The organism is Streptomyces viridiviolaceus (assembly GCF_014650995.1).
Taxonomy (GTDB): Bacteria; Actinomycetota; Actinomycetes; order Streptomycetales; family Streptomycetaceae; genus Streptomyces; species Streptomyces viridiviolaceus.
In genome coordinates this window covers 1-19,938 of record NZ_BMWA01000057.1, presented here as the reverse complement: position 1 = coordinate 19,938, position 19,938 = coordinate 1, and the positions used below count along the sequence as shown (strand labels likewise).

At 66.9% G+C, this 19,938-nt stretch carries 19 protein-coding genes and 1 pseudogene; 13 read left to right on the top strand and 7 right to left on the bottom strand.

The annotated features are described in order from the left end of the window. From IE260_RS40175 to IE260_RS40115, 13 genes and pseudogenes are all read left to right on the top strand, one after another. Nucleotides 1-213, top strand: a pseudogene (locus IE260_RS40175) (hypothetical protein); the annotation flags it as partial. 172 nt (nt 214-385) lie between these two features. After that, nucleotides 386-592 (top strand): hypothetical protein, encoded by a 207-nt coding sequence (locus IE260_RS40170; RefSeq protein WP_189880884.1) that lies wholly within the window; start codon nt 386-388, stop codon nt 590-592. A gap of 521 nt (nt 593-1,113) precedes the next feature. Next, nucleotides 1,114-1,401, top strand: coding sequence for a hypothetical protein (locus IE260_RS40165; RefSeq protein ID WP_189880883.1), 288 nt, complete (start codon nt 1,114-1,116; stop codon nt 1,399-1,401). 130 nt (nt 1,402-1,531) lie between these two features. Then, nucleotides 1,532-4,903, top strand: a complete 3,372-nt coding sequence (locus IE260_RS40160) for an NB-ARC domain-containing protein (protein WP_189880882.1) — start codon at nt 1,532-1,534, stop codon at nt 4,901-4,903. A gap of 254 nt (nt 4,904-5,157) precedes the next feature. After that, nucleotides 5,158-5,358: a hypothetical protein gene (locus tag IE260_RS40155; protein ID WP_189880881.1), complete on the top strand. Its 201-nt coding sequence runs from the start codon at nt 5,158-5,160 to the stop codon at nt 5,356-5,358. A gap of 92 nt (nt 5,359-5,450) precedes the next feature. Continuing rightward, a complete protein-coding gene (locus IE260_RS40150) occupies nt 5,451-5,747 on the top strand; it encodes a DUF6247 family protein (protein WP_189880880.1) in 297 nt (98 codons plus the stop codon). After that, entirely contained in the window at nt 5,744-6,004 is a 261-nt protein-coding gene (locus IE260_RS40145; RefSeq protein WP_189880879.1) for a hypothetical protein, read from the top strand. The genes IE260_RS40150 and IE260_RS40145 overlap by 4 nt, the downstream gene beginning before the upstream one ends. A gap of 530 nt (nt 6,005-6,534) precedes the next feature. After that, nucleotides 6,535-7,074 (top strand): hypothetical protein, encoded by a 540-nt coding sequence (locus tag IE260_RS40140; protein ID WP_229881821.1) that lies wholly within the window; start codon nt 6,535-6,537, stop codon nt 7,072-7,074. Continuing rightward, nucleotides 7,068-7,958 carry an ATP/GTP-binding protein gene (locus IE260_RS42450; protein WP_229881819.1) on the top strand — a complete coding sequence of 297 codons (891 nt, stop codon included), beginning with the start codon at nt 7,068-7,070 and terminating at the stop codon, nt 7,956-7,958. Before IE260_RS40140 ends, IE260_RS42450 begins: the two co-directional genes overlap by 7 nt. Before the next feature lie 326 nt (nt 7,959-8,284). Then, the gene (locus tag IE260_RS40130) at nt 8,285-9,205 is read left to right on the top strand and encodes a hypothetical protein (protein ID WP_229881818.1); all 921 of its coding nucleotides are present in this window, start codon (nt 8,285-8,287) and stop codon (nt 9,203-9,205) included. Between the two features lie 25 nt (nt 9,206-9,230). Then, entirely contained in the window at nt 9,231-9,782 is a 552-nt protein-coding gene (locus tag IE260_RS40125) for a hypothetical protein (RefSeq protein WP_189880877.1), read from the top strand. Nucleotides 9,783-10,245: 463 nt separating this feature from the next. Continuing rightward, entirely contained in the window at nt 10,246-12,279 is a 2,034-nt protein-coding gene (locus IE260_RS40120; protein WP_189880876.1) for an HNH endonuclease, read from the top strand. A 9-nt stretch (nt 12,280-12,288) separates the two neighbouring features. Beyond that, nucleotides 12,289-13,647, top strand: coding sequence for a hypothetical protein (locus IE260_RS40115; RefSeq protein WP_189880875.1), 1,359 nt, complete (start codon nt 12,289-12,291; stop codon nt 13,645-13,647). A gap of 507 nt (nt 13,648-14,154) precedes the next feature. Here the strand turns inward: IE260_RS40115 and IE260_RS40110 are convergent. From IE260_RS40110 to IE260_RS40080, 7 genes are all read right to left on the bottom strand, one after another. Continuing rightward, a complete protein-coding gene (locus IE260_RS40110; protein WP_189880874.1) occupies nt 14,155-14,331 on the bottom strand; it encodes a hypothetical protein in 177 nt (58 codons plus the stop codon). A gap of 112 nt (nt 14,332-14,443) precedes the next feature. Next, nucleotides 14,444-14,680 (bottom strand): hypothetical protein, encoded by a 237-nt coding sequence (locus tag IE260_RS40105; RefSeq protein WP_189880873.1) that lies wholly within the window; start codon nt 14,678-14,680, stop codon nt 14,444-14,446. Nucleotides 14,681-14,710: 30 nt separating this feature from the next. After that, nucleotides 14,711-15,022: a hypothetical protein gene (locus IE260_RS40100; RefSeq protein WP_189880872.1), complete on the bottom strand. Its 312-nt coding sequence runs from the start codon at nt 15,020-15,022 to the stop codon at nt 14,711-14,713. A gap of 221 nt (nt 15,023-15,243) precedes the next feature. Then, on the bottom strand, nt 15,244-15,417 hold the full coding sequence (locus tag IE260_RS40095) for a hypothetical protein (protein WP_189880871.1): 174 nt from the start codon (nt 15,415-15,417) through the stop codon (nt 15,244-15,246). A gap of 1,019 nt (nt 15,418-16,436) precedes the next feature. Next, nucleotides 16,437-17,330, bottom strand: a complete 894-nt coding sequence (locus IE260_RS40090) for a replication-relaxation family protein (protein ID WP_189880870.1) — start codon at nt 17,328-17,330, stop codon at nt 16,437-16,439. Between the two features lie 485 nt (nt 17,331-17,815). Continuing rightward, on the bottom strand, nt 17,816-18,337 hold the full coding sequence (locus IE260_RS40085) for a hypothetical protein (protein ID WP_189880869.1): 522 nt from the start codon (nt 18,335-18,337) through the stop codon (nt 17,816-17,818). 522 nt (nt 18,338-18,859) lie between these two features. Next, on the bottom strand, nt 18,860-19,357 hold the full coding sequence (locus IE260_RS40080) for a hypothetical protein (protein WP_189880868.1): 498 nt from the start codon (nt 19,355-19,357) through the stop codon (nt 18,860-18,862). Nucleotides 19,358-19,938: the final 581 nt, after the last annotated feature.

Genomic DNA, 19,938 nt, shown 5'->3' with positions numbered 1-19,938 from the left:
CTGACCGACGCCGCCGGCCTGCAGCGCGGCCGGCTCACCGGCATCGTCCTGACGGCCGGGGACCTGGTGGACGCCGGTCAGGTCGCCGAGCAGATCAGCCTCGACACCGCCCGCGAGGCACGGCTGGTGGCGGAGACGGCCGTCGACCGGGTCCGCGACAAGTTCGGACCCGGTGTCATCGGCCCCGCCGCCGTGTTCCGCCGCGCATCCTGACCATCGTCCTGGTCAGGTGGGGTGAACTGTGGACTTGTGCCGTCCCCACCGCCTGACCGTCATGCGGCGGTCAGGCGGTGGGGACACAGAGAGGGTCTTCGCGGACTCTGTGTGGGTGCTGCCGCGGCGGGTCTGTCCCCGCGCAGCAGTACCACCGGCTGAGGCTGGCGAGATGAACTCCGACCCTGACGAGCGCTTTCACCTCACCCTGACGGCGGCCGGTCACCGGACGATGCAGGGCTGGTGGCGGTCCGAGACGGTGGCGCGCCGCAAGTTCGTGGCCTGGATCGGCTCGTACGGCGCGCTGCCGAACGCCAGGATCACTCTGGTCGACGAGGAGACCGGCATCGTGCTGGCCACATGGCCGCAGGAGGCGTGAGCGTCTGCCACTCATGCGCACGACCGTTCGCCACTCTGAGAATGAGCCGCCACGGTCGACCTCTGGTGCAACCGCGTATTGGTGCTGACCGTTTAGATCGGCACGGAGATTCCACTCTCCACCAGCTGGCTCACCCAGTGATACCGACAGGGCAGCCGGGCGAGGGGATGGAAGCCTAGCTAACCGCCATACCGCGACGGGCTGCCCGTACCATGCTCGCGTGACAGCCCGCCGCATCCTTGGCACCGGCCCCCAGGCCCCCGCGCAGATCCGCGCCGCTCAGGCCGACTTGCTCGACTCCCTGCCCGGAGTCAGCCTCCCCGATGTTGACGAGCTGCGGGCCCGTGGAGTGCTCGGGTCACACCCGGCGCAAGCGCCGGCCCCGCGGCGGATTTTGGGAGCCGGCGGCCGCGCCGATGAGGAACCGCCCCACCACTCCGCCTGATGCGGGGAATGCGTCCTTAGCACCGACTGATGAGGGCCCGATCGGTCGTTCCGGCGTGACAGCTATGCCGGTAACAGTGACCTCCCAGTGGGCGCGCTACCAGGCGGCCGGCAAGCGTAGCCCTGTCGCCAAGGGCGTCCCGCTCGATGGCATGCCAGGCGGAGCCATGCCAAAAGTGCTTGAAAAGGTCGACCGTGCGCCGGTGAACCGAGCGTCGGTGAAGGGGATCGCAGCGCCGCGGAACTGTGCGCCGTTGAAAGAAACCCTGCCGGTGAACTGCGCACCGACGAGGCTGACCGTGCTGCTGGCGCACTTCGTGAACGAGAAGTCCCCTCCGTCGTCCGGTCGATCTGTCGGCTCATGATCTTCGTCGGCATGGAAGCAGAGATCGGTGGATCATAGACGCCAGGCTGATCAGTTCCACAGCGGTGTCGTGGGGTAGGGCACCGGGCGGTATCCGGGGGTAACAGGTTATGCATGGGCGTATTCGTGTAGTGGGTACCGCGCTGCTCGCAGGCGGTGCAGCTGTGGTTGCCAGCGGGATCAGCGCAGCTATCAACGCGGCAACAGGTGATACCCACTGGCCCGGCGTCTTGGACTGGCTGCGCCGCAATCCATGGCACTTCAGCATCGGGCTGACTCTGTTCGCCGCGATCCTGGCTGGAGTTGCGGCCTGGGTGCAGGAGCAGCCTGGCGGCGCAGCCGATGACCCTGCGCCGCCAGAGCCAGCAGACATTCCAGAGTGGGTGATCGATCGAGCAGAGAAGCGGCGTGTGGTCGCCGCAGTGTGCGGGCGGAGACGCACCGTAGGCATCACCACATTGCTGACCGGTGCGGGAGGCTTCGGCAAGACCACGTTGGCCCAGGTTGTATCCGCGGACCGCCGGGTGCAGAAGCGGTTCAATAAGCGGATCTACACGGTGACCATCGGGCGCGACGTCAGTGGCCGGGCAGCGATCGCAGCGAAGGTTGCAGAGGCGGCCCGATTCATTACTGGTGACACCTCCGAGTTCGACGACCCAGATCTTGCTGGCGCGCATCTCGGACGGCTGCTCGATACCCGTCCCCGCACACTGCTGGTCCTGGACGACGTGTGGGAGCCCGAGCAACTCGCCCCGTTCCTGCACGGCGGGCGCTCATGCGTCCGTCTGGTTACCACCCGAATACCCAGCTTGCTGCCGGTCGGGGCTCAGGCAATCCAGGTCGATGAGATGTCCCCTACACAGGCGCGCACCATCCTCACCCAGGACTTGCCACGATTGCCTGGCACGCTGATCGACGACTTGCGGGCGGCGACCGGACGGTGGCCGCTACTGCTGCGCCTGACCAACCGTCTCATCACCGAGCAGGTCGCGACCGGTGCCACGGCCGCCACAGCTGCTTCGGACATGCTCCAGCGGCTACGGGACCAAGGACCAGCCGGTGTAGACGATCCTGCAGTGACTCTCGATCTGGACGATCCGAAACAGAGGAGTCGCGCTGTTCGTGCCACAGTCGAAGCCGCTATCACTTTGCTACCGCCGGGCGGTCGAGACCGCTTTACGGATCTTGCCCTCTTCGCCGAAGATGAAGCCGTCCCAGTCACCCTGATCGCCGCTCTTTGGCAGGCCACCGGCGGCCTGAGCGAACCGCAGTCCCGCACCCTATGCCGGGACATGCAAAGGCTCTCCCTGCTCACCCTTACTCCAGACCAGGGTGGGCGGGTCACCTTGCACGACGTCATCAGGGACTACCTCCGGGGCGAACTAGGCGACCAAGCCCTCAGAAGACTCAATCAGCAACTAATTGACCTCGTAGCCGCATCAGTACCACCGGCCAGCCCTGTGACCGTGTCCGCAGAAGCTCCTGATAGAGCCTGGTGGCAGCTGCAAGAGCCGTACCTCCTCGACCATCTGATTGAGCACCTCGTTGCTGCCGGCCGCCCTGCCGACGCTGAAGCCGTCGCCAGCGATGTGCGTTGGGTGGAGACACGCCTGAACCAGCGCGGCGCCAGTGCGCCCTGGAGCGACCTCAGTCGCATCCCGACCTCTCGAGCCGCTGCCCACGCCCGCCCCCTGGCGCAAGCTGCGCATCTCCTCACCCCTACTGATCCGCCGCATGCTTTGCGTAACGTCCTATACAGCCGCCTTGAGCCTTTGGCGCAATGGCGCGACCAGGTCATTGCCCGACAAGAAGACCGAACGCTGTTCCCCCTGCTGGTCAACCAATGGGCGCCGCCGGATGTCCCTGATCCTGCGTTTCTACGTGCCCTCGCGGGCCATGAGGACTGGGTGCGCTCGGTCGTGGGGGCGCCGGACGGAAACTGGTTGGCCACGGGTGGAGACGACCGAACGGTGCGGATCTGGGAGCGAGCCAGTGGTACTTGTGTGGCAGTTCTAACAGGTCACAACGACTGGGTGCGTTCGGTTGCGATTGCCCCGGACGGTGGCTGGCTTGTGAGTGGCAGCGACGACAAGTCGGTGCGGGTTTGGGATTGGGCGAGTGGTACCTGTGTGGCTGTTCTGGTGGGGCACAGCGCTGCGGTGACCTCGGTTGCGATTGCCCCAGGCGGTGGCTGGCTTGTGAGTGGCAGCAATGACAAGTCGGTGCGGGTTTGGGATCGGGCGAGTGGTACCTGTGTGGCTGTTCTGGTGGGGCACAGCGCTGCGGTGACCTCGGTTGCGATTGCCCCAGGCGGTGGCTGGCTTGTGAGTGGCAGCAATGACAAGTCGGTGCGGGTTTGGGATTGGGCGAGTGGTACCTGTGTGGCTGTTCTGGTGGGGCACAGCGCTGCGGTGACCTCGGTTGCGATTGCCCCAGGCGGTGGCTGGCTTGTGAGTGGCAGCAATGACAAGTCGGTCCGGGTTTGGGATTGGGCGAGTGGTACCTGTGTGGCTGTTCTGGTGGGGCACAGCGCTGCGGTGACCTCGGTTGCGATTGCCCCAGGCGGTGGCTGGCTTGTGAGTGGCAGCAATGACAAGTCGGTCCGGGTTTGGGATCGGGCCAACGGCACCTGCACTGCCACCCTCACCGGCCACACGGGAGGAGTGGAAGGAGTGGCTGTTGCTCCGGACGGAACTTGGCTCGCTAGCGGCAGCGGAGATGGGACAGTGCGCCTCTGGGACCAGGTCAGAGGCAACTCAAGAGTGGCCCTGCCAGGCCAGGCTGGCCCTGCAAGCTCTGTGGTATTCGCCCCGGACGGGACCTGGTTGGTCACCGGCAGCGAAGACGGAACAGCGCGGATCTGGGACCGGGCCAGCGGCACCTGCACCGCAACATTCACCGGCCTGACCGCAGGTGTGGACGCGCTGGCGGTGGCGCCGGACGGGACCTGGCTGGCCACCGGCAGCGAAGACGGAACAGCGCGGATCTGGGACCGGGCCAGCGGCACCTGCACTGCCACCCTCACCGGCCACAGCAGGGGTGTGGACGCGCTGGCGGTGGCGCCGGACGGGACCTGGCTGGCCACCGGCAGCCGCGACGGAACAGCGCGGATCTGGGACCGGGCCAGCGGCACCTGCACTGCCACCCTCACCGGCCACAGCGACTGGATTCGGTCAGTTTCCATTTCATCCGATGGAACCAGCCTCACCACCGGCAGCCGTGACGGAACAGCGCGGACTTGGGACCGGGCCAGCGGCGTCTGCACCGCCACCCGAAATGGCCACATCGACAGGCTGCGGCTCGCTGCAATCTCCCCAGACGGAACTTGGATAGCCGACTGCAGCAGAGACCAAACGGTTCGGATTTGGGACCGGACAAGGATGCGTGTCGTCACTCTCGTACGAGCTGACGGCGCCGTGTACGCATGTGCCTGGGCTGATGACAGTCGCACTCTGGCCGTGGCCGGACAACGCGGTTTGTATCTATACGAGTTGCGTACCTAGCCACGAGAGTCCGCCACGAGACGAGCGTGTGCGCCCATAAGGCTGACCGAGCCGACGCCCGGGCCGCTTACGCAGGGCGCGTACTTCCTTCACGATGCCGATCGCGAGCGTGAGGACCGTCAATAGAGCGTCTTGTCTGGACAGACGGCCCTCATCCGACGCGGAGGCGAAAACAGTCAGCCGTGCAGCGACCGGGCTAGCCATCGGAGTTCTCAACCCACGCCCACTACCTCAGTGGCGCGCCCGCGCAGCCCGTGGTGCAGAACGCCGAGGTTCCGGTGAAGACGCTGGACCGGTCGCTGGCCAATTGCGGATCGGTCAGCCCGGCACGAGGGTGCCGCACCTGTGCCCTCCGTCATGGCGGGCGGCCGGCCGATCCGGTCGGCTGCGCGGGGGCGTCGGCGAGACTCGACGACTACACCGACGATGACGTCTTCGACTACGGCGTTGACTGACACCCGTCCGTAAGGGAAGGGATCACTGCATGTCCGTCCCCGCCGCGTCGCACCGCGCGTACGGTGGCGATACGACCCGCCAGGAGGTGCCGATGAGCGTGCAGCCCGAGGAAGCCCCCGCCCCGCCGGCTCCGGCTGCCGCCGCCCAGCTGCTTGCCCAGCTGCGCGCCGACCGCCGCGCCGACACCTGGGTGCCGGCCTTTGAGCGGGACTGGGCCAAGGCTCTGGAGGACTCCCGCCACACCTACAGCCTCACGCCCCTGCACGACGTCGTCCGTACCTGGCAGCTGCGCCTCGCCGCGGCCCCGGCCGTCGACGCCTATCTGGACTCCGGCCGTGACGAAACCGGCTTCGTGGCCCTGGACGACGTCCTCGGTGCCCGCAGGTGAGCGGTGAGCCGTGGGCGGTGCGCCTGTCCCCGCAGGCAGCGAAGACGCTCACCGAGCTCACCGACCCGGCGAAGGAGATGGTCCGCGACGTCCTGGACATCGCGGTGCGCTCCCCGTGGGGCTGGCCCCAGTGGAACGCCGGCGACCCGGAAGGCGAGGACGTCCGCGCCGCCTCCATCGGACAGCTGTCCGTCGTCTACGTGATCAACCGGCTCACCCGGCGCCTGTCCGTCCTGGACATCGTCTGGCTCGGATAGCCGACGGATACGATCCGGGACGTCGCCCGCGTCCCGGCCGCGGTCCATGGCGCAGCCGCCGTCGGCACCGATTCGTCCGCTGCGCAAGAGCCGGCTGGGCGGTGGTTGTGCACTCGCCCGCCTGGTGCGCAGCCGGTCTGCGCATTCGCGCCTGTGACCATTGCGCAGTACCGTCTTGCCGACGCGCCCGCAGCGTGCGGCCGCCGGGGCGGTGTGCGCTCTGCGCAGCCGGGGCTGCCTGGCTGACTTCGTCCGGTGCGCAACGGGCAGGTTATTGCACAGCTTTCGGCCGGATGGTCTGCGCAACGCTGTGACCTGCTGTGGTCGGGTCCATGGTCGGGTCTGGGCGGTCATGGTCGGGGCGGGGGAGGGCCGTGGTCGGGGCTGGCGATTGGCGTTGAATCGCCTGTGACGGTGGGTGTGTGAGCGGCTACGGTGACGATCATCAGTGACGTCGTATGCCGGGGGCAGAGTTGCGCAGGGCCAGCACACCGAGGACGGGCGCGGTTTGCGCCTGCGCAGTGATGCTCATGACGATCCTCGCGGGATGCGGCTCCGGCGCCAGCGACGGCCAGGACGCCGACCACGCCGGCGCCGACGTGTCACCGTCTGCGCAGCCGACCACGGCGTTGCCGTCGCCGGCGGATCCGGAGGCGGCGGACAAGGCGAAGGTGCTGGAGGCGTACCGGGGGATGACGCAGGCGGAGGCGGAGGCATACCGCACGGGGTCCGAGAAGGGCACCGGCCTGGAGCGGTACGCCACCCTGGACGCTCTGGGGCAGACCCGTCTGGACCTGGCCCGGATGAAGGAGGCCGGGACGGTCGTGCGGGGCGAGGTCGGCCACGAGCCGAAGGTGACCAGCCTCGACCTGGCGGCCGAGACGCCCAAGGCGACCCTGTCGGACTGCATCGACCTGTCGAAGTACCAGACCTACGACGTACGGGCGAAGAAGGTGATCCCGCTGCCGTCCGAGCAGCCGCTGCGGTACGTCGCCACCGCGACAGCGGAGCGCTGGGACGGCCGATGGATGATCACCAAGGTCGACACGCAAGGGGGCGGTGAATGCTGAGGCGCGCCGCGGCGGCAGCTGTTGTGCTCCTGGCCGCCGCGGCCGTCCCCGCCCACGCCGACGGCGACGGTGACGGCCGCGGCGTCGGCACACATGGCTGCAAGGGCGCCTCGAAATACGTCAAGGTGTGCGCGTCCGACTCTTCCACCCGCCCAGGTTCCTCCGGCAGCTCCAGCTCGGACACGCCTGCTTCCGCCGGCGCCCCGGACAAGGGCGGCTCCTCGGCACCGAAGTGCACCTACACCAAGCTCGCCCCCCAGCCCCCGGCCAGCAACCTGGCCATGCAGGACGGCAAGCGGCAGGGCGGCAAGGGCGCGGCCTACCAGGTCATGTGCCCGGCCACGGGCCGGATCGGCGTCGTGTGGATCCCCGACGGCGGGCAGGCGCCCGCCCAGCCCGGCATCGACCCGGAGGTCCTCGCCCAGCGCGCGGTGGACTCCATGAAGCTGACGGGCCCGGACATCGCCTCCCCGCGCGCGGCGGGCCGCTACGTCGTCGGGATACCGATGTGGCTGTGGGTCCGCCAGGGCCCGACCACCTACGGGCCGGCTACCGCCTCGGCGACCGCGGGCGGCGTCACGGTGAGCGCCACGGCGGCGGTTACCTCGATCCGTTGGGACATGGGCGACGGCAACACCGTCACCTGCGCCGGCCCCGGCACGCCCTACCGACAGAGCGTGGGCATGGCCGACTCTCCCGACTGCGGGCACCGCTACAGCCAGATCAGCAGCGGTCAGCGCGGCGAGCGGTACCCGCTGACCGCCACCTCGACCTGGACCGTCACCTGGGAGGTCACCGGCGGCGGCGCCGACTCCGGCGAGTTCACCGAGACCCGCAGCAGCACCGTCGGCGTCCGCGTCGGCGAAGTGCAGGTACTCAACTGAGCACTTCGTACGCAGCCCGCCTCTTCGACGCCCAAGACGCCGGGCGTGGCCACCGCAGAAGTCCTGGCAAGCAGCGTCAACCATGCCTTCGCATCCGCGTCGCACAACGGGTGGCACTGACACCGGTGCCGTTCATGCCCTCGGCTCTGTAGGGACGGTGACACGTCTCTCAACGAGAGCGAAGCTCTCTCTTCGCTGGTTCGCGCTCTTTTGGCCTACAGGGCAGGTCTACGATCTGTGCATCAGATCATGACCGACTGATGCTCATACGCATGGCTTGCTGCTGTCTGCACGAGTGAGGGGGCGCCTTGGCAACGCTGGGCCACATGAAGGAACGCACGGTTGGCTTCTATGAGGTGGTCGTCCTCAAGGACGGTGAAGCTCGGCGAATTCCCGAGTTGATGGACTGGGACGGCGCCCTCTCGGATCTATCACAGGCACCCGTCGCAGCCCGAACCTTCGAAGCAGATTCGCAGTTGGTAGGTACCATCGCCACCTACGACATGCAGGACCACCTTCTCCTGCATCGTGTGAAGGACGCTGGCGAGTGGTTGTCTGTCATGAACTTCGACACGGGAACCCTGCGGGAGTTGGAACAGTCTGCACATGAGGGCTACCTGGACACGTCGGTGATCTGTTTCCTGCCCTTCGGCAACGTTGTAGGGATCATGCAGGGAGGAGTGTCGGCCCCGTCGCACAAGGCGCTGGAGACGTGGCTTAACGGGATCCAAATCTTCCCTGGCAGCCAGTTGCAGATTCGCCCTGTGGTGACCCATTCAGAGGTGGAGAAACTCAAGAGCGCCTCTGGTGCAAGCCGAGTAGAAGTGAAAATCATGGCCAACAAGATGGGTGCTCTGAGCGAGCGTCGCGGTGGGCTGGCCCGGACACTTCGTGTAGCTGGGGAATCGTACGGCGAGATCAGCGTAACCATGATCATCTCTGTGCCTAAGAAGAAGGAGCTCAAGGAGCACCGCGAACATCTCCTGGCTGACCTCGAGGAGATCTCTGATGTGGTCACCGGTGCCGAGCGGGCCCGGGCCCGGCTGGTCTTCTCGGAGCCAGGCGGGCCGGAGCAGACTCGACTCGTCGAACTGGTAGAACACAGTATTACGGCCAAAAAGCGCGTACCGGCCACAGACGGAGAAGGTCGGTCAATCCGGATCGTGTCAGCGGTGGATGCCATCCTGGGAGCAGCGGCCGAGCATGAGGACGCTTTGCGACTCGCAGTGGATGCCGGGGGTTCGTGACCTGGGCATAGACGAGGGGGGCCTTGTGGAGGTACGCGACACCATCGCGGATCGGTGGGCAGAACACCTTTGGATCGACTACCTCGTAGCGGCGCTGATAGTCGGCTCGCACGTTCTGGTCATCCGCACGACCGGCTCAGCAGACTGGTTGTCATGGATTGACTCATCGCAGCGAACTGATCTGTACGCTGCCGCGGCTGGTGTGGTGTCAGCAATCGGTGGACTGAGTGCCATCGCGATCTCCATCTACACCGCAGCGAACGGTGAACGCCTGCGCGCTGTCCGCCGCAACCATCAGATAGGCCTCCGGCGAAGCTGGCGCAGCTTGTTGTGCGGCACCGCGCTGGTATGCACCCTAGTGCTGAGTGCACTCTCGCTCGATAGAGACAAGGATCCTGTCTCCGCACGGTTCATCTTTGAATTCGCCATGGCCTTTGCAGCACTCCGCTTCTCCCGCCTCATTTGGCTGTTCGACAGGATGATGCAAATATCAGACGCGGATTCAGCTGAGCCTGCCCCGGTAGCTACACCAGTGCGGGATCCTGACTGGTTGCGCCGACACCAGAACACCTCATGAAGAAAACTGTCGCTGCCGCCCAGCCGGCGCTGTGGCCGAGCTGAGCGGAGCTGACCTTGGCACGAGGGACAAGGCTGCGCTGCGCGGCCTCACACTGAGCGTTATCGCCGTCCTCGGGCGGCCGCTTCTTCGACGAGGCCCTCACGCCGACGGCGTGACCGGCCTCATCGACAATGACCCAGCTGCCGGCCGGGCGAGCATGGCGAGCCAGCTGTCACGCCTCGCTGCGTACCGCCCTCGCCGAGCGAAGGTGTTCCAGACTAGGCCAGCGGTGCCAAAGGCCGCGGGCTCTGGTGCGGAGACCCACCCGAGCTCCGCCGGCGGCGAGTGCCTGGCGCTCACAGCCTGATGAGACGGTGTGCCGAGCTATCACTCCCATTCATTTCAGGTCCCGTTGTCAGACCCCGGCTGTAGCCTGCGATCCAACAACCGAGGTGCGTGGCGGGGGACTTGGGGGGTCGGAGTGGCGGATCGGGATGCTCAGCGGTTCTTCACCCAGAACCAGCGCAACATCCTGTACGACCTCGCCGAAGGACGTTGCGAGGCGTGCAGCGCACCGCTGCTGGATGGCTGGGAGGCCGACCACAAGGTGCCCTGGGTGGAAGGCGGTCGGACAGCGATCGAAAACGGGCAGGCACTGTGTGCACAGTGCAACAAAAGAAAAGGACGTGGGGTGCAGTACACCGACGAATTCTCGCCGCGACCGTTCCAGCGGGAGGTCATCGACCAGGTCTCTGACCGCATCCACGCGGGTGAGCGCTTGACGGTCGTCCTTGCCTCCCCCGGATCGGGAAAGACGCTCACCTACCAGGCAACAGCTACCAGGCTCTTCAGGGCCGGCCTGATCGACCACGTGGCGGTCTTCGCTCCTCGCGTCACCCTCGCCGAGCAGTGTGAGACCGACTGGATGCAACGGGACAGGCATGGCGCTGTGGTGGGCGGAATGTGCCTGCTGTTCGACAGCACCAAGCGCATCGGGATGATCCGGCACAAGATCAAGGAGAAGCCGCTCACACCGGTAACCGAACCAGGAAGCGGCTTCGTCTCCACCTATAGCGCGCTGGTCACCAACGAGTCGGTCTTTCTGGAATGGGCAGCCAAGCATGAGGGCCGGTTCCTGCTCGTGGCTGACGAGGCGCAGTTCTGCGGCGATACGAGCGACCCCGACGCTGGAGAGGGCGGTACCCGCGCTGGTGCACTGATCAAGCAGATGCACGAGTACGCCCGGCACACCCTGCTACTGACCGGAACGCCGAATCGTGCAGACAACCAGCGGCTGGTGCTGGCTGACTACGAGCCCCACCCGACCGACCCAAAGCGCGAGGTACTGGTACACCACGCGGAGGCCAAGTACTCGAACGGTATCGCGGAGGGCTACCTGCGAAAGTTCGAGATGCGCCTCACCGATGCGCGCGTTTCCAAGCGCACGCTCGCCGACGACGCCGGCCGCGGAGACAGCGTGCTCGAGTACAACCTGTCGGACGACGGCAGCGAACTCGTTCCCGTGCTCAGGGACGAGAAGACCTGGCAGCCCCTCGTCGACGACGTCGTGAGGGCTATCCGGGACAAGCAGAAGTTTCACGCCTCCTACCGCGGCCTGATCTCTTGCATGCAGCAGCAGGACGCGAAGAAGGTCTACAAGTACCTTCAGCAGCGCTATCCCGACCTGCGAGTAGCGCTCGCTGTGTCCTCCGACAGCGGTGCCTCGCAGGTCCTGCAGGACTTCAAGGTCAAGCCGATGGACCTGCTGGTCACCGTGCGCATGGCGTTCATCGGCTACGACTGCAAGACCATCACTGTCGTCGGCATCCTGACCCACTACCGCGACGGCGGCCACCTGATGCAGCTGATCGGCCGCGGCCTGCGTGTATGGGACGGTACCCCGGCCCGTGAACAGACCTGCGTGATCGTGGCCCCGGACGACCCGAAGATGCAGGGTTTCCTTGAGCTCCTGCGCGAGGAGAATGACCGGGGGCTCAAGGTCCTTGAGGAACGGGAGCGAGAGGAGCGCGAGGAGCCCGGAGACGCAGTCCAGGAAGAGTTGTCCTTCATCGATTCCGCGGTCGCCACGACCACCAGGGCCTCAAGCAATGAACTCGACATGGATGCGGACGAGACGCTGATGGTCGAGACGCTGAAGCGAGCTGTCGACGCCGCAGAGGACGTCACCAAGCTGAAGCAGATCATCGAGATGGCCGGGATGATGCTCAAGCAGCCGCCCCCGGTCCCGCAGCCGCGTACCGAGCCGGATCCGGAGCCGCCCACGGAGGCCCCGAAGACCGAACGTCAGCAGATTGCCGACTTCAACTCCAAGACTTCTGACACGATCAGGCAGTACCTGTACCGCTGCGGTGTGAAGCCGGGAGACGTCGGCTACCAGGACGCTGCGATGAAGGCGACGGCACGCGTGAACGAGGCTGCCGGTTGCACGGCAGCGAACGCCAATACCGTGGAGAAGGCCAGCAGGAGGTTCCGCGCTGCACTGGCCCTCAAGTAGGAGAGCCCCATGACCGTCCGAGTCGAATCGAACAGTTATCTCACTGAGGAGCAACATCAGGTCTACCAGCTCCGCGACTCCCTGGAACGCAACGGTGGCACGCCGATCGGCTTCCTGGAGCTGCTGGCAGCCGTCCTGGCGGAAGGAACCTGGAAGAAGGTCCCCTCCGGCGTCAACCGGGATGAACCGTTCAGCAGTTTCGCCGAGTTCATCGAAGCCAACCCTCCCTTCGGGCTTGGCGCCAGCGTGGAGAACGTCCGCGTATTGCTCCAGCTGCGGCACCCGCACGAAGGCGTGCCACGCATCCGGGAGCAGATGGACGCCATGCGCGCGGAGGTCACCCGACTCCTCGGCCCGGGCCCCGAACGTGACCCGATCGCCCGCGACGCCCGATTTTTCGGCGCCTATGACCGAAACGGTGGATGGGTCTTCGGGCTCTTGGTTGCCCGAAGCGTCCAGCCCGGCACGGCTGAGCGCCGACCGAACGGGACGCAGGCTGCCGACGATAGCGATTTCCGGAAGGTATCCGCCAGCAGGTTCGCCGAGATGTCCGGCACATCTGCTGCGCGGGTGATGCGCTACTACCGAGCGTGGGAACGTGCGGCGGCGGACGGCAAGGTCCCTGGCTTCGACAAGCTAGCCCCAGGCCATGAGATTGACTTGCCCGACGCGAGTCTCTGGGGCGACTACTTCACCGTCTACGAACAGAGCACCGACCGGCGCGAGCGCATCGCGGAGGAAGCCAAAGCCGCGGGCACCAGCTACACCGAAGCCATGAAGGTGGCCAAGAATCCGGCCGCGATGCGCACGGCGATCCTCGGCGACCCCAAGACGGCCGAAGCCGCCCGCGATGCCTTGCTGGAGCGCACGGAACTCAGGACCGCAGTGGTGGCCAAGGCGATGTCTGACCCGGTGATCCGCAAAGAGGCGGCAGCCCAGACACGCAAGGCAGAACGCATCGAGTTCGTACGGCAAGTCGCCACAGGCGGGAAAGCTAAGACTCCCGCTGGCCAGGTCATCGAGCTCCCCAGCCAGGCCCGCCAGAAGGTCTCCGCATGCCTGGCAGCAGTCGAAGACTTGGAGGCGACCCCCGAGACCATCACGGACGCATACGAAACCGTACGGGAGGTCATCGAGGAGACGGTGGAGTCCGATCGGGACCTCCAGGCAATTGAGCAGCGTACCCAGTACCTCAAGGCACTCAAGTCCACCGCGAAGGGCATCGAATCGATCGATCCCCAGCAATTGGCAACCGTGCTCGACGACGACGTCCGCCAAACCATCAGGGAACTCCAGCAAACGATCAACATGCTGGCCGAATCCATCGCGGACCCGAACGCGGAGGCGTTGAGGCTTGTAGTCGGGTGACCACGGACCGACTGGATGGCGTCCTGGTGTAGTCCCGTCAAGACGCGGGTCCCGTGCGGCTCCCGGACGTCATCGCAGCGGCCGCTAGTCTCCGCCACGATGCCGCGCCCAGCTCGGCGCCCACGATGTGGCCGGACGCGAAAAATCAGGCGTCTTCTCCAACATCGGCCCGTACCGAGCGCTCCACGTCACCCGGTGACCCGGGTGGGGCCTGCGCCCCGGGTGCGGCGTCCGGCTGTACGTGGCAACACGAGCAGCGCGCCGTGAGCCTCGTCTGGGCGGCGTCATCGAGGCGGCAGGGGATGACAGGCGACAGCCCCCGGCCTTTGAGGGGAAGGCCGGGGGGCCACCTGTCATGACAGGGCGGTCACCAGAACCATGAAGAGTGCGGTCTCTCGGCCCCAACGCCGGAATTCACCGGTGACCGCATGACGCTCTGGTGCACGCATGCCATCCGGACCAACGCTCCTTCACCGGAGCTGGTCACGGCCTCGTCAACGGCTCGCGTCAATGCAGGCGTTGAACAGGTCCGGGGTCTGGCGACGCCCCGGCGGCCGGCACGTCCAGCGGAGAGGACCACGCCAGCGCCGCGCGCACCACCTGTTCGTGCACGGCGCGGTCGGACGGGAGCTCCGCAGCGAGACGGCCCGTCGAGTCGTACAGGATGTGGTGGGTGCTGCTCATGAGGGGTCCGCCTTCGGCTGGTTGGCGCGGACGAGGGCGCGCAGGTGATGGGTGAGCCGGTCGGGACGTACCAGCGGGGAGTCGGGGTGCGCAGTCCGGCGGTCACCGCCAGTTAGGCCTGCTTGGGGGCGAGCGCCCGGGTGTCCGTGTCGACTCGGTAGTTCTCGACCACGTCCGTCAGGCGTCCGACGATCTCTTGGGGGTCACCGTCGGCGCTGACCTCTGGAATGTCCAACTCCGTCACGCGCTCACCCGCCTGCGGCACGAGGCTCGCCACCGGTGCGCCGGGAGGAGAGGCCGCGAGGGCGGAGATGAATCCCTGCTCGTCATGTACAACAGAAACGCGCATGCCGAATCCCTCCAGCGATCTCGGGCGCGGTCAGGCGGTGGTACGGGTGAGGTAGGCGGTGTAGGACTTAACGGTTCCCTGTCCGCTGAACCCGCTGTTCCTCGTCTTCGCCCAGAGGTAGGACTGGACATTGCTGATGTCTCCGGAGCCGATGTCCTTCTTGCCCACCGAGACGTCGTCGAACGTCAGCCAGTAGAGGGTCTGCCGGAAGTCGGTGACCGGGTGGGCGGACACGGTGAAGGTGCCCTGGTCGAAGAACGAATGAGGGCCCCACGTGACCTCTCTCCGGTACCCCGGGGGCAGGTTCTGGACGAAGTAGTAGGAAAACGTCTGAGTGGCCATTGCTTCCTCATGGGTGTGTGGACGTCCGGGGCGGCACTTGTCGCCGCTCTCAGAGTTCCGCCACCCGTATTCCCGGCGTCGTTCACAGGAGCCGCGGGAAGAGCGGGTAGCGTCGCCGCCAGTCTCCCTCACCGGTTCCTGGCTGGCCGGCCCGTGCTGCGCGCCGGGTGGGGGTGTGGGCACGTACTGGTGGAGCCGGGCGTAGGCGTGGATCTTGGCGGCTAGGCGTTCGGGCCCCCTGTGGCCCGGTCGATTTCCACGAAGGCTCGCAGCATGGTGCCGTCCTGGTCGCGTTCGGCGCCGTGCCGGTAGTAGAGCAGGGCGTCGTGGATGACGGCTTCGCCGCTGCCGAGTGGGTGGTAAGCATCGGGGATCCAGCTTGGGTGCCGACCCATCCGAACAATCGATGAACTCATGGGTAGAGGCAGAGAGGAACTGCTACCTTACCGGCATTGCTGACGACGCCTGTTGTCTCATTGACGGCGAGTACGTACATCGTTCGAGATTCGGACTTCCGGCAGCCTCGTTCAGTTAGCCACCTCTCGCCGAAGATGATGGTTCCGCTGCCAATTGGCCTATAATTGGCTCCCCGTGCTGGCTCCCAGCTGTAGAAGGAGAAGTTCGGGGGAGTGGCGACCAATTGGTTGTCCAATTTCCAGTAAGCGGAAATTCCGTTGCTTGGGAGCTGGTCGGGGTGGGCATATCCTGAGACTGCGTTCCTATTAGCTTGCTGGTTCTGAGTGCGGCTCAGCGGGGGAACACACACGTGGTCCGATGGCCGAGTTTCACGCCACACGAAACCTTGTTTGCAGGTGTCCGGGCCGTAGGGCCCGCCGCCCGGCTGCACTCGTGAGGGGCCAAGGTTATTTTCGTTCCACGTCTTAGTGCGCCACTCTGGACTTACACAGACACGGTCGCCTGGAACAGCTTCACGCCACACAAGACCGAACGCGCAGGTATACGGGCCGTATTGCGCGTGAGCGGACGGCGCCAGGGTAAGAGATCCCGTGACAACAGCGGCAGTTGCTACTCCTCCCGAGAAGAAGCAGCGAAGGTTTCGCCGAGTTTTCGCGCTGAAGAATTTTTTGCTCATGGAAACCTCCGGACGTAGCGCACAGATCACCTCTCATTGAAAGAGGTGATGTGCTTCTCCGGTGCCACGTTAAGACTTGGCATTGATGGCGACCACAGCTCCCATTACACCTCTGCGTAGCCTAATGCGCATCCGGAAGTAATTACTACTTCAACTGCATGGGGTTCCGTCGGATGTTGGGGGACACGGTGGTGTGAGTCTGATGGCTGGCCTATCAGGTGCTCCTGAGCGCCAAAGATCACATAAGCAGCGGGTCGACCGCGCCCGCTGCATAATGCGGTGACATGCCGTGGTGGGATTCGCGGGCTCGGGGCCGGTTGGTTACGGGTGCCGTGAGTGCATCCAGCTGACACGCTGGTCGGGATCCTGGACGGGTCGCCAGACGGGTGCGGCGGGGCCGTGTTGGAGCAGGTCGGTCATCGGTGCTGCGAGGACGGGGACCTTGTGCAGGAAGCCGGCCAGTGCCAGGTCGCGGGCGGCCGCGCCCAGCGCCTGGATGCGCGTCTCGACCCCGGCCGGGCCGGTGCCGTCCAGGACGAACAGCAGCCGCGGGAACAGCGGGTAGCGGCGCCGCCAGTCCTCGCGCGCCGGTTCCTGCCCGGCCGGCCGGTGCCGCGTCCCGGGTGGGGGTGTGGGCACGTACTGGTGGAGCCGGGCGTAGGCGCCGAGTTTGGCGGCGAGGCGTTCGGGGCCCATGGTGGCTCGGTCGACTTCGACGAAGGCCCGCAGCATTACGCCCTCGTCGGTGCTCCGGTAGTAGAGCAGGGCGTCGGGGATGACGGCCTCGCTGCTGCCGAGTGGGTGGTGGACCTCGGGGATCCAGTCCAAGGGCTGGCAGATGTCTCCGCGGCGTCGGGCGTCCTGCACGAAGGCCAGCCCGGTCTCCGTGACGGTCAGGGCGTGTCCCACCTTCAGCCGTGCGGCTGTGCGGTCGGCCACCGTCCTCGAGGGCTGCCAGTGGCGCAGCTCGGGCCATTCCGCGGCGATCTGCGCGCCGTACTGGGTGACGAACCAGGCCCGGGTGCGGCCGGCCTGCGGCAGGGTGATGCGGTCGATCAGCCCCTCGCTGCGGAGCTTGACCAGCCGCCGCCGGGTTTGCTCGATGCGGACTTCCGGTGCGATCAGCAGGTGCAGTTGCTCGGTGGTGGCCATCCGGTACTGCGCCAGCACCGCCACCGCCAGCTGGTCCCCGCCACCCGCATCCACCTTCAGCATCGCCGCGCCTCCGCTGCTCCGGTCCCCTGCGGCGCCGACCTCTTGTGGCACCGCCTGTCCCGCTCACAGCAGCAGTCGGCCCCGACCGGTCCTCCGACCGTGGAGGCCCGACCAGGGTCACGGTGCGATAACACCGCCCCCGACCATGCCTGCAACCCCTCCGTAGACACCGCCGACAACCCCGCCGACAACTGTCCGCGCCTATACGGCGGCTGACGGCGTATCTGCAGCTCACCACGCCTGTCAGGGCGTGGTCGGGAGCCCGACATCCCCCTCTGCACACCCCCGCGCTCGCCCAGAACAGAAACAAGGAAGGGAGGGAAGGAGACGGGCGGGCGGGGCGGGTGCGGTGTGCGGCCGGGGGATCGGGGCGGGCTTGTGTGGTGTTGCGCGTCGGCGGGGCCTCCGCGCTCCGCGCCGGACGGGTCGGCGCATCCGGCAGGGGGCCAGGCGCCGGCCGGGCGCCAGCCGCGCGCGGGCAGGCGTCAGGGCGTGGGCTGCGTCGTCTGCGGGGCGGTGCCCGTGTCGTCCTGGTCCTGGCGGTGCTCGTACAGGGCGCGGGCCTCGGTCACGGCACGCTGCCAGCTGCGCTCACCGCCGCCGTGCTCGCGGGCCAGGCGTGCGGCCATGCCGCGCCGGTACCCGCCGGCCTGCCGGAGCTCGGCGAGGACGATGGCCACCGCACGGTCCCGCTGCGCGCGGCCGGGTCCGCCTCCCTGGGCGCCCCGGCCGTCCCCTGGGCGCCGTCCAGCAGCTCCGAGACGGCCAGTACCCACATCCTCCTGCCAGGTGCTCCACCACGCTTCTACGGCCTCCTGGTCGTAGAAGCGGGTGCGGCCCACCGTGCACGCCACCTCCGGGAACCGGCGCTCCTCGGGATACCGCTCGCGCTCGGCGTACCAGCGGGACACCGTGGCCGCCGACGCACCGGTGCGCTCCATGACCCAGGCCCGGCTCACCACCCACCGGCTGCCCTCGATCCGACGCGACGCGCTGTCCTCGCTCATCACCGACACTCCCTCACGCTGTGCGCAGCGCAGCATCCTGGCCACCAACTCCCGTACACTAGAACAGTCTCGTCTAGAGAGATGCTGGCGGGGAGCTCCGGAGAGGGTTTACCGGCCCGGTAGATCCGGAATTCCCCGCCAGCTTTTAAATTCCGCCACTCTCCCACTCCCTGATAATTGAATCGCTCCTTTCCAAGGAGCGCGATTCGGTGAGACTCGGCGCAGCAATTCCCTTCCATTTTCTTTTCTTCCCCCCGCGGAGCGGGTGTCCCGGGGCGCTGCGCGCCCTGGGGAAGCGCAAAACGGCCGGCTGCGCCGCCCGCCGGGTCGTGGGCGGTCCGCTGCGCTCCCCGCCCAGCGCAGCACGGTCCGCTGCGCTCCCCTCCCCAGGTTGGTCGCTGGGGAGGGGAGCTGTGTGCGGCAAGGGGTGCCGGGTCGCCATCCGCAGCACCCCTGCCGCGCCCCGGGCGGGCCAGCGGGGCGGGAAGCGGGCCCGGGGAGCCACCCCGGGCCCGCAGGGCTTTACAGGACGGTGTAGGCCACCGGCGGGTACACCGCCTCGCCGTCGTCCTCGCCGTCGTCGGCGGAGTGAACGCCGAAGGCGTCCACGTAGGTGCCGGACTCGCGGCCACCGAGCAACTCGGCCGCCTCAGCAGCGGGGCACTCGTTCAGGGCGCCCCAGCACAGGTACCAGGCCCGCACCGTGGCCTGCCCATCTGCGCCGGTAGAGCGCAGGTACATCACGCCCGAGCACAGGGTCTGTGCCAGCCCGCAGGTCAGCAGGAAGATGAAGTTGTCCAGGTACCTGGGCTCGGCGCCCACCAGGTCGTCTGAGCCGCCGTCACCCTCCACGGTGATCGGCAGCGTGGCGCTCAGCGGACGCTCCTGCCCCTCCATGTCCACCCCGAGCCGCACCACGTGCTCACCCGGCGCCAGCCGCGCCATAAGGGTGGCCACGACTGCCTGCGCCTCCTCACGGGCCTCTGCGATGACGTCCAGAGAAACCGGCTTGAGCTGCATTCTTTTCCCCTTTGTTTCGCCTAGAGAGATGCTGTCGGTGTGAGTTACCGCTCACCCCGACAGTCTTATTATGCCCATCGCGGAGACCGCAAAACAAGAACCCAGAGAATTTCCCCAACGAATTAGAAAACGCGCCAGACGGATCACTCACAGCACAGCAAGGCCCGGAGTCGACACCCGCCGGGGACGGGGCCTGGTTCCAGAGTCGATCCAAGATCACAGTTTGAAGCAGGGGGTGGGCTGGTTCCGCCAAAGCTACATGCTGCATCACCTGATGCAGAGTCACCGACCCGAGCCACCCCCTCCCCGTAGCTGCTCGGGCCGAAGGCCCGTTGGCTGTCCCGCGCAGCGGGACCGGCCCTTGGGCGCACCGCGCCCCGGGTGGCTGGAGCGAAGCGGAGGCCACCTCGCGGGGCCGCAAGCCCCGTAGCTCCGGGAGCGCAGCGAACGGAGCGTCACCCGCCTTGCGCAGCAAGGCGGGTGAGCTGCTCGCGCAGCGAGCAGCAGCGCTCACGCGGAGCGGGAGCGCAACACCCGTGCGCAGCACGGGTGTTCGCTTGCTCCGGGCGCAGCCCGGAGGG

Coding starts and splice junctions, on each gene's coding strand:
- IE260_RS40080 (WP_189880868.1), bottom strand. CDS start 19,357: ATGCAGCTCAAGCCGGTTTCTCTGGACGTCATCGCAGAGGCCCGTGAG.
- IE260_RS40095 (WP_189880871.1), bottom strand. CDS start 15,417: ATGGGTCGGCACCCAAGCTGGATCCCCGATGCTTACCACCCACTCGGC.
- IE260_RS40150 (WP_189880880.1), top strand. CDS start 5,451: ATGAGCGTGCAGCCCGAGGAAGCCCCCGCCCCGCCGGCTCCGGCTGCC.
- IE260_RS40090 (WP_189880870.1), bottom strand. CDS start 17,330: ATGCTGAAGGTGGATGCGGGTGGCGGGGACCAGCTGGCGGTGGCGGTG.
- IE260_RS40100 (WP_189880872.1), bottom strand. CDS start 15,022: ATGGCCACTCAGACGTTTTCCTACTACTTCGTCCAGAACCTGCCCCCG.
- IE260_RS40115 (WP_189880875.1), top strand. CDS start 12,289: ATGACCGTCCGAGTCGAATCGAACAGTTATCTCACTGAGGAGCAACAT.
- IE260_RS40170 (WP_189880884.1), top strand. CDS start 386: ATGAACTCCGACCCTGACGAGCGCTTTCACCTCACCCTGACGGCGGCC.
- IE260_RS40105 (WP_189880873.1), bottom strand. CDS start 14,680: ATGCGCGTTTCTGTTGTACATGACGAGCAGGGATTCATCTCCGCCCTC.
- IE260_RS40110 (WP_189880874.1), bottom strand. CDS start 14,331: ATGAGCAGCACCCACCACATCCTGTACGACTCGACGGGCCGTCTCGCT.
- IE260_RS40085 (WP_189880869.1), bottom strand. CDS start 18,337: ATGAGCGAGGACAGCGCGTCGCGTCGGATCGAGGGCAGCCGGTGGGTG.
- IE260_RS40130 (WP_229881818.1), top strand. CDS start 8,285: ATGAAGGAACGCACGGTTGGCTTCTATGAGGTGGTCGTCCTCAAGGAC.
- IE260_RS42450 (WP_229881819.1), top strand. CDS start 7,068: ATGCTGAGGCGCGCCGCGGCGGCAGCTGTTGTGCTCCTGGCCGCCGCG.
- IE260_RS40140 (WP_229881821.1), top strand. CDS start 6,535: ATGACGATCCTCGCGGGATGCGGCTCCGGCGCCAGCGACGGCCAGGAC.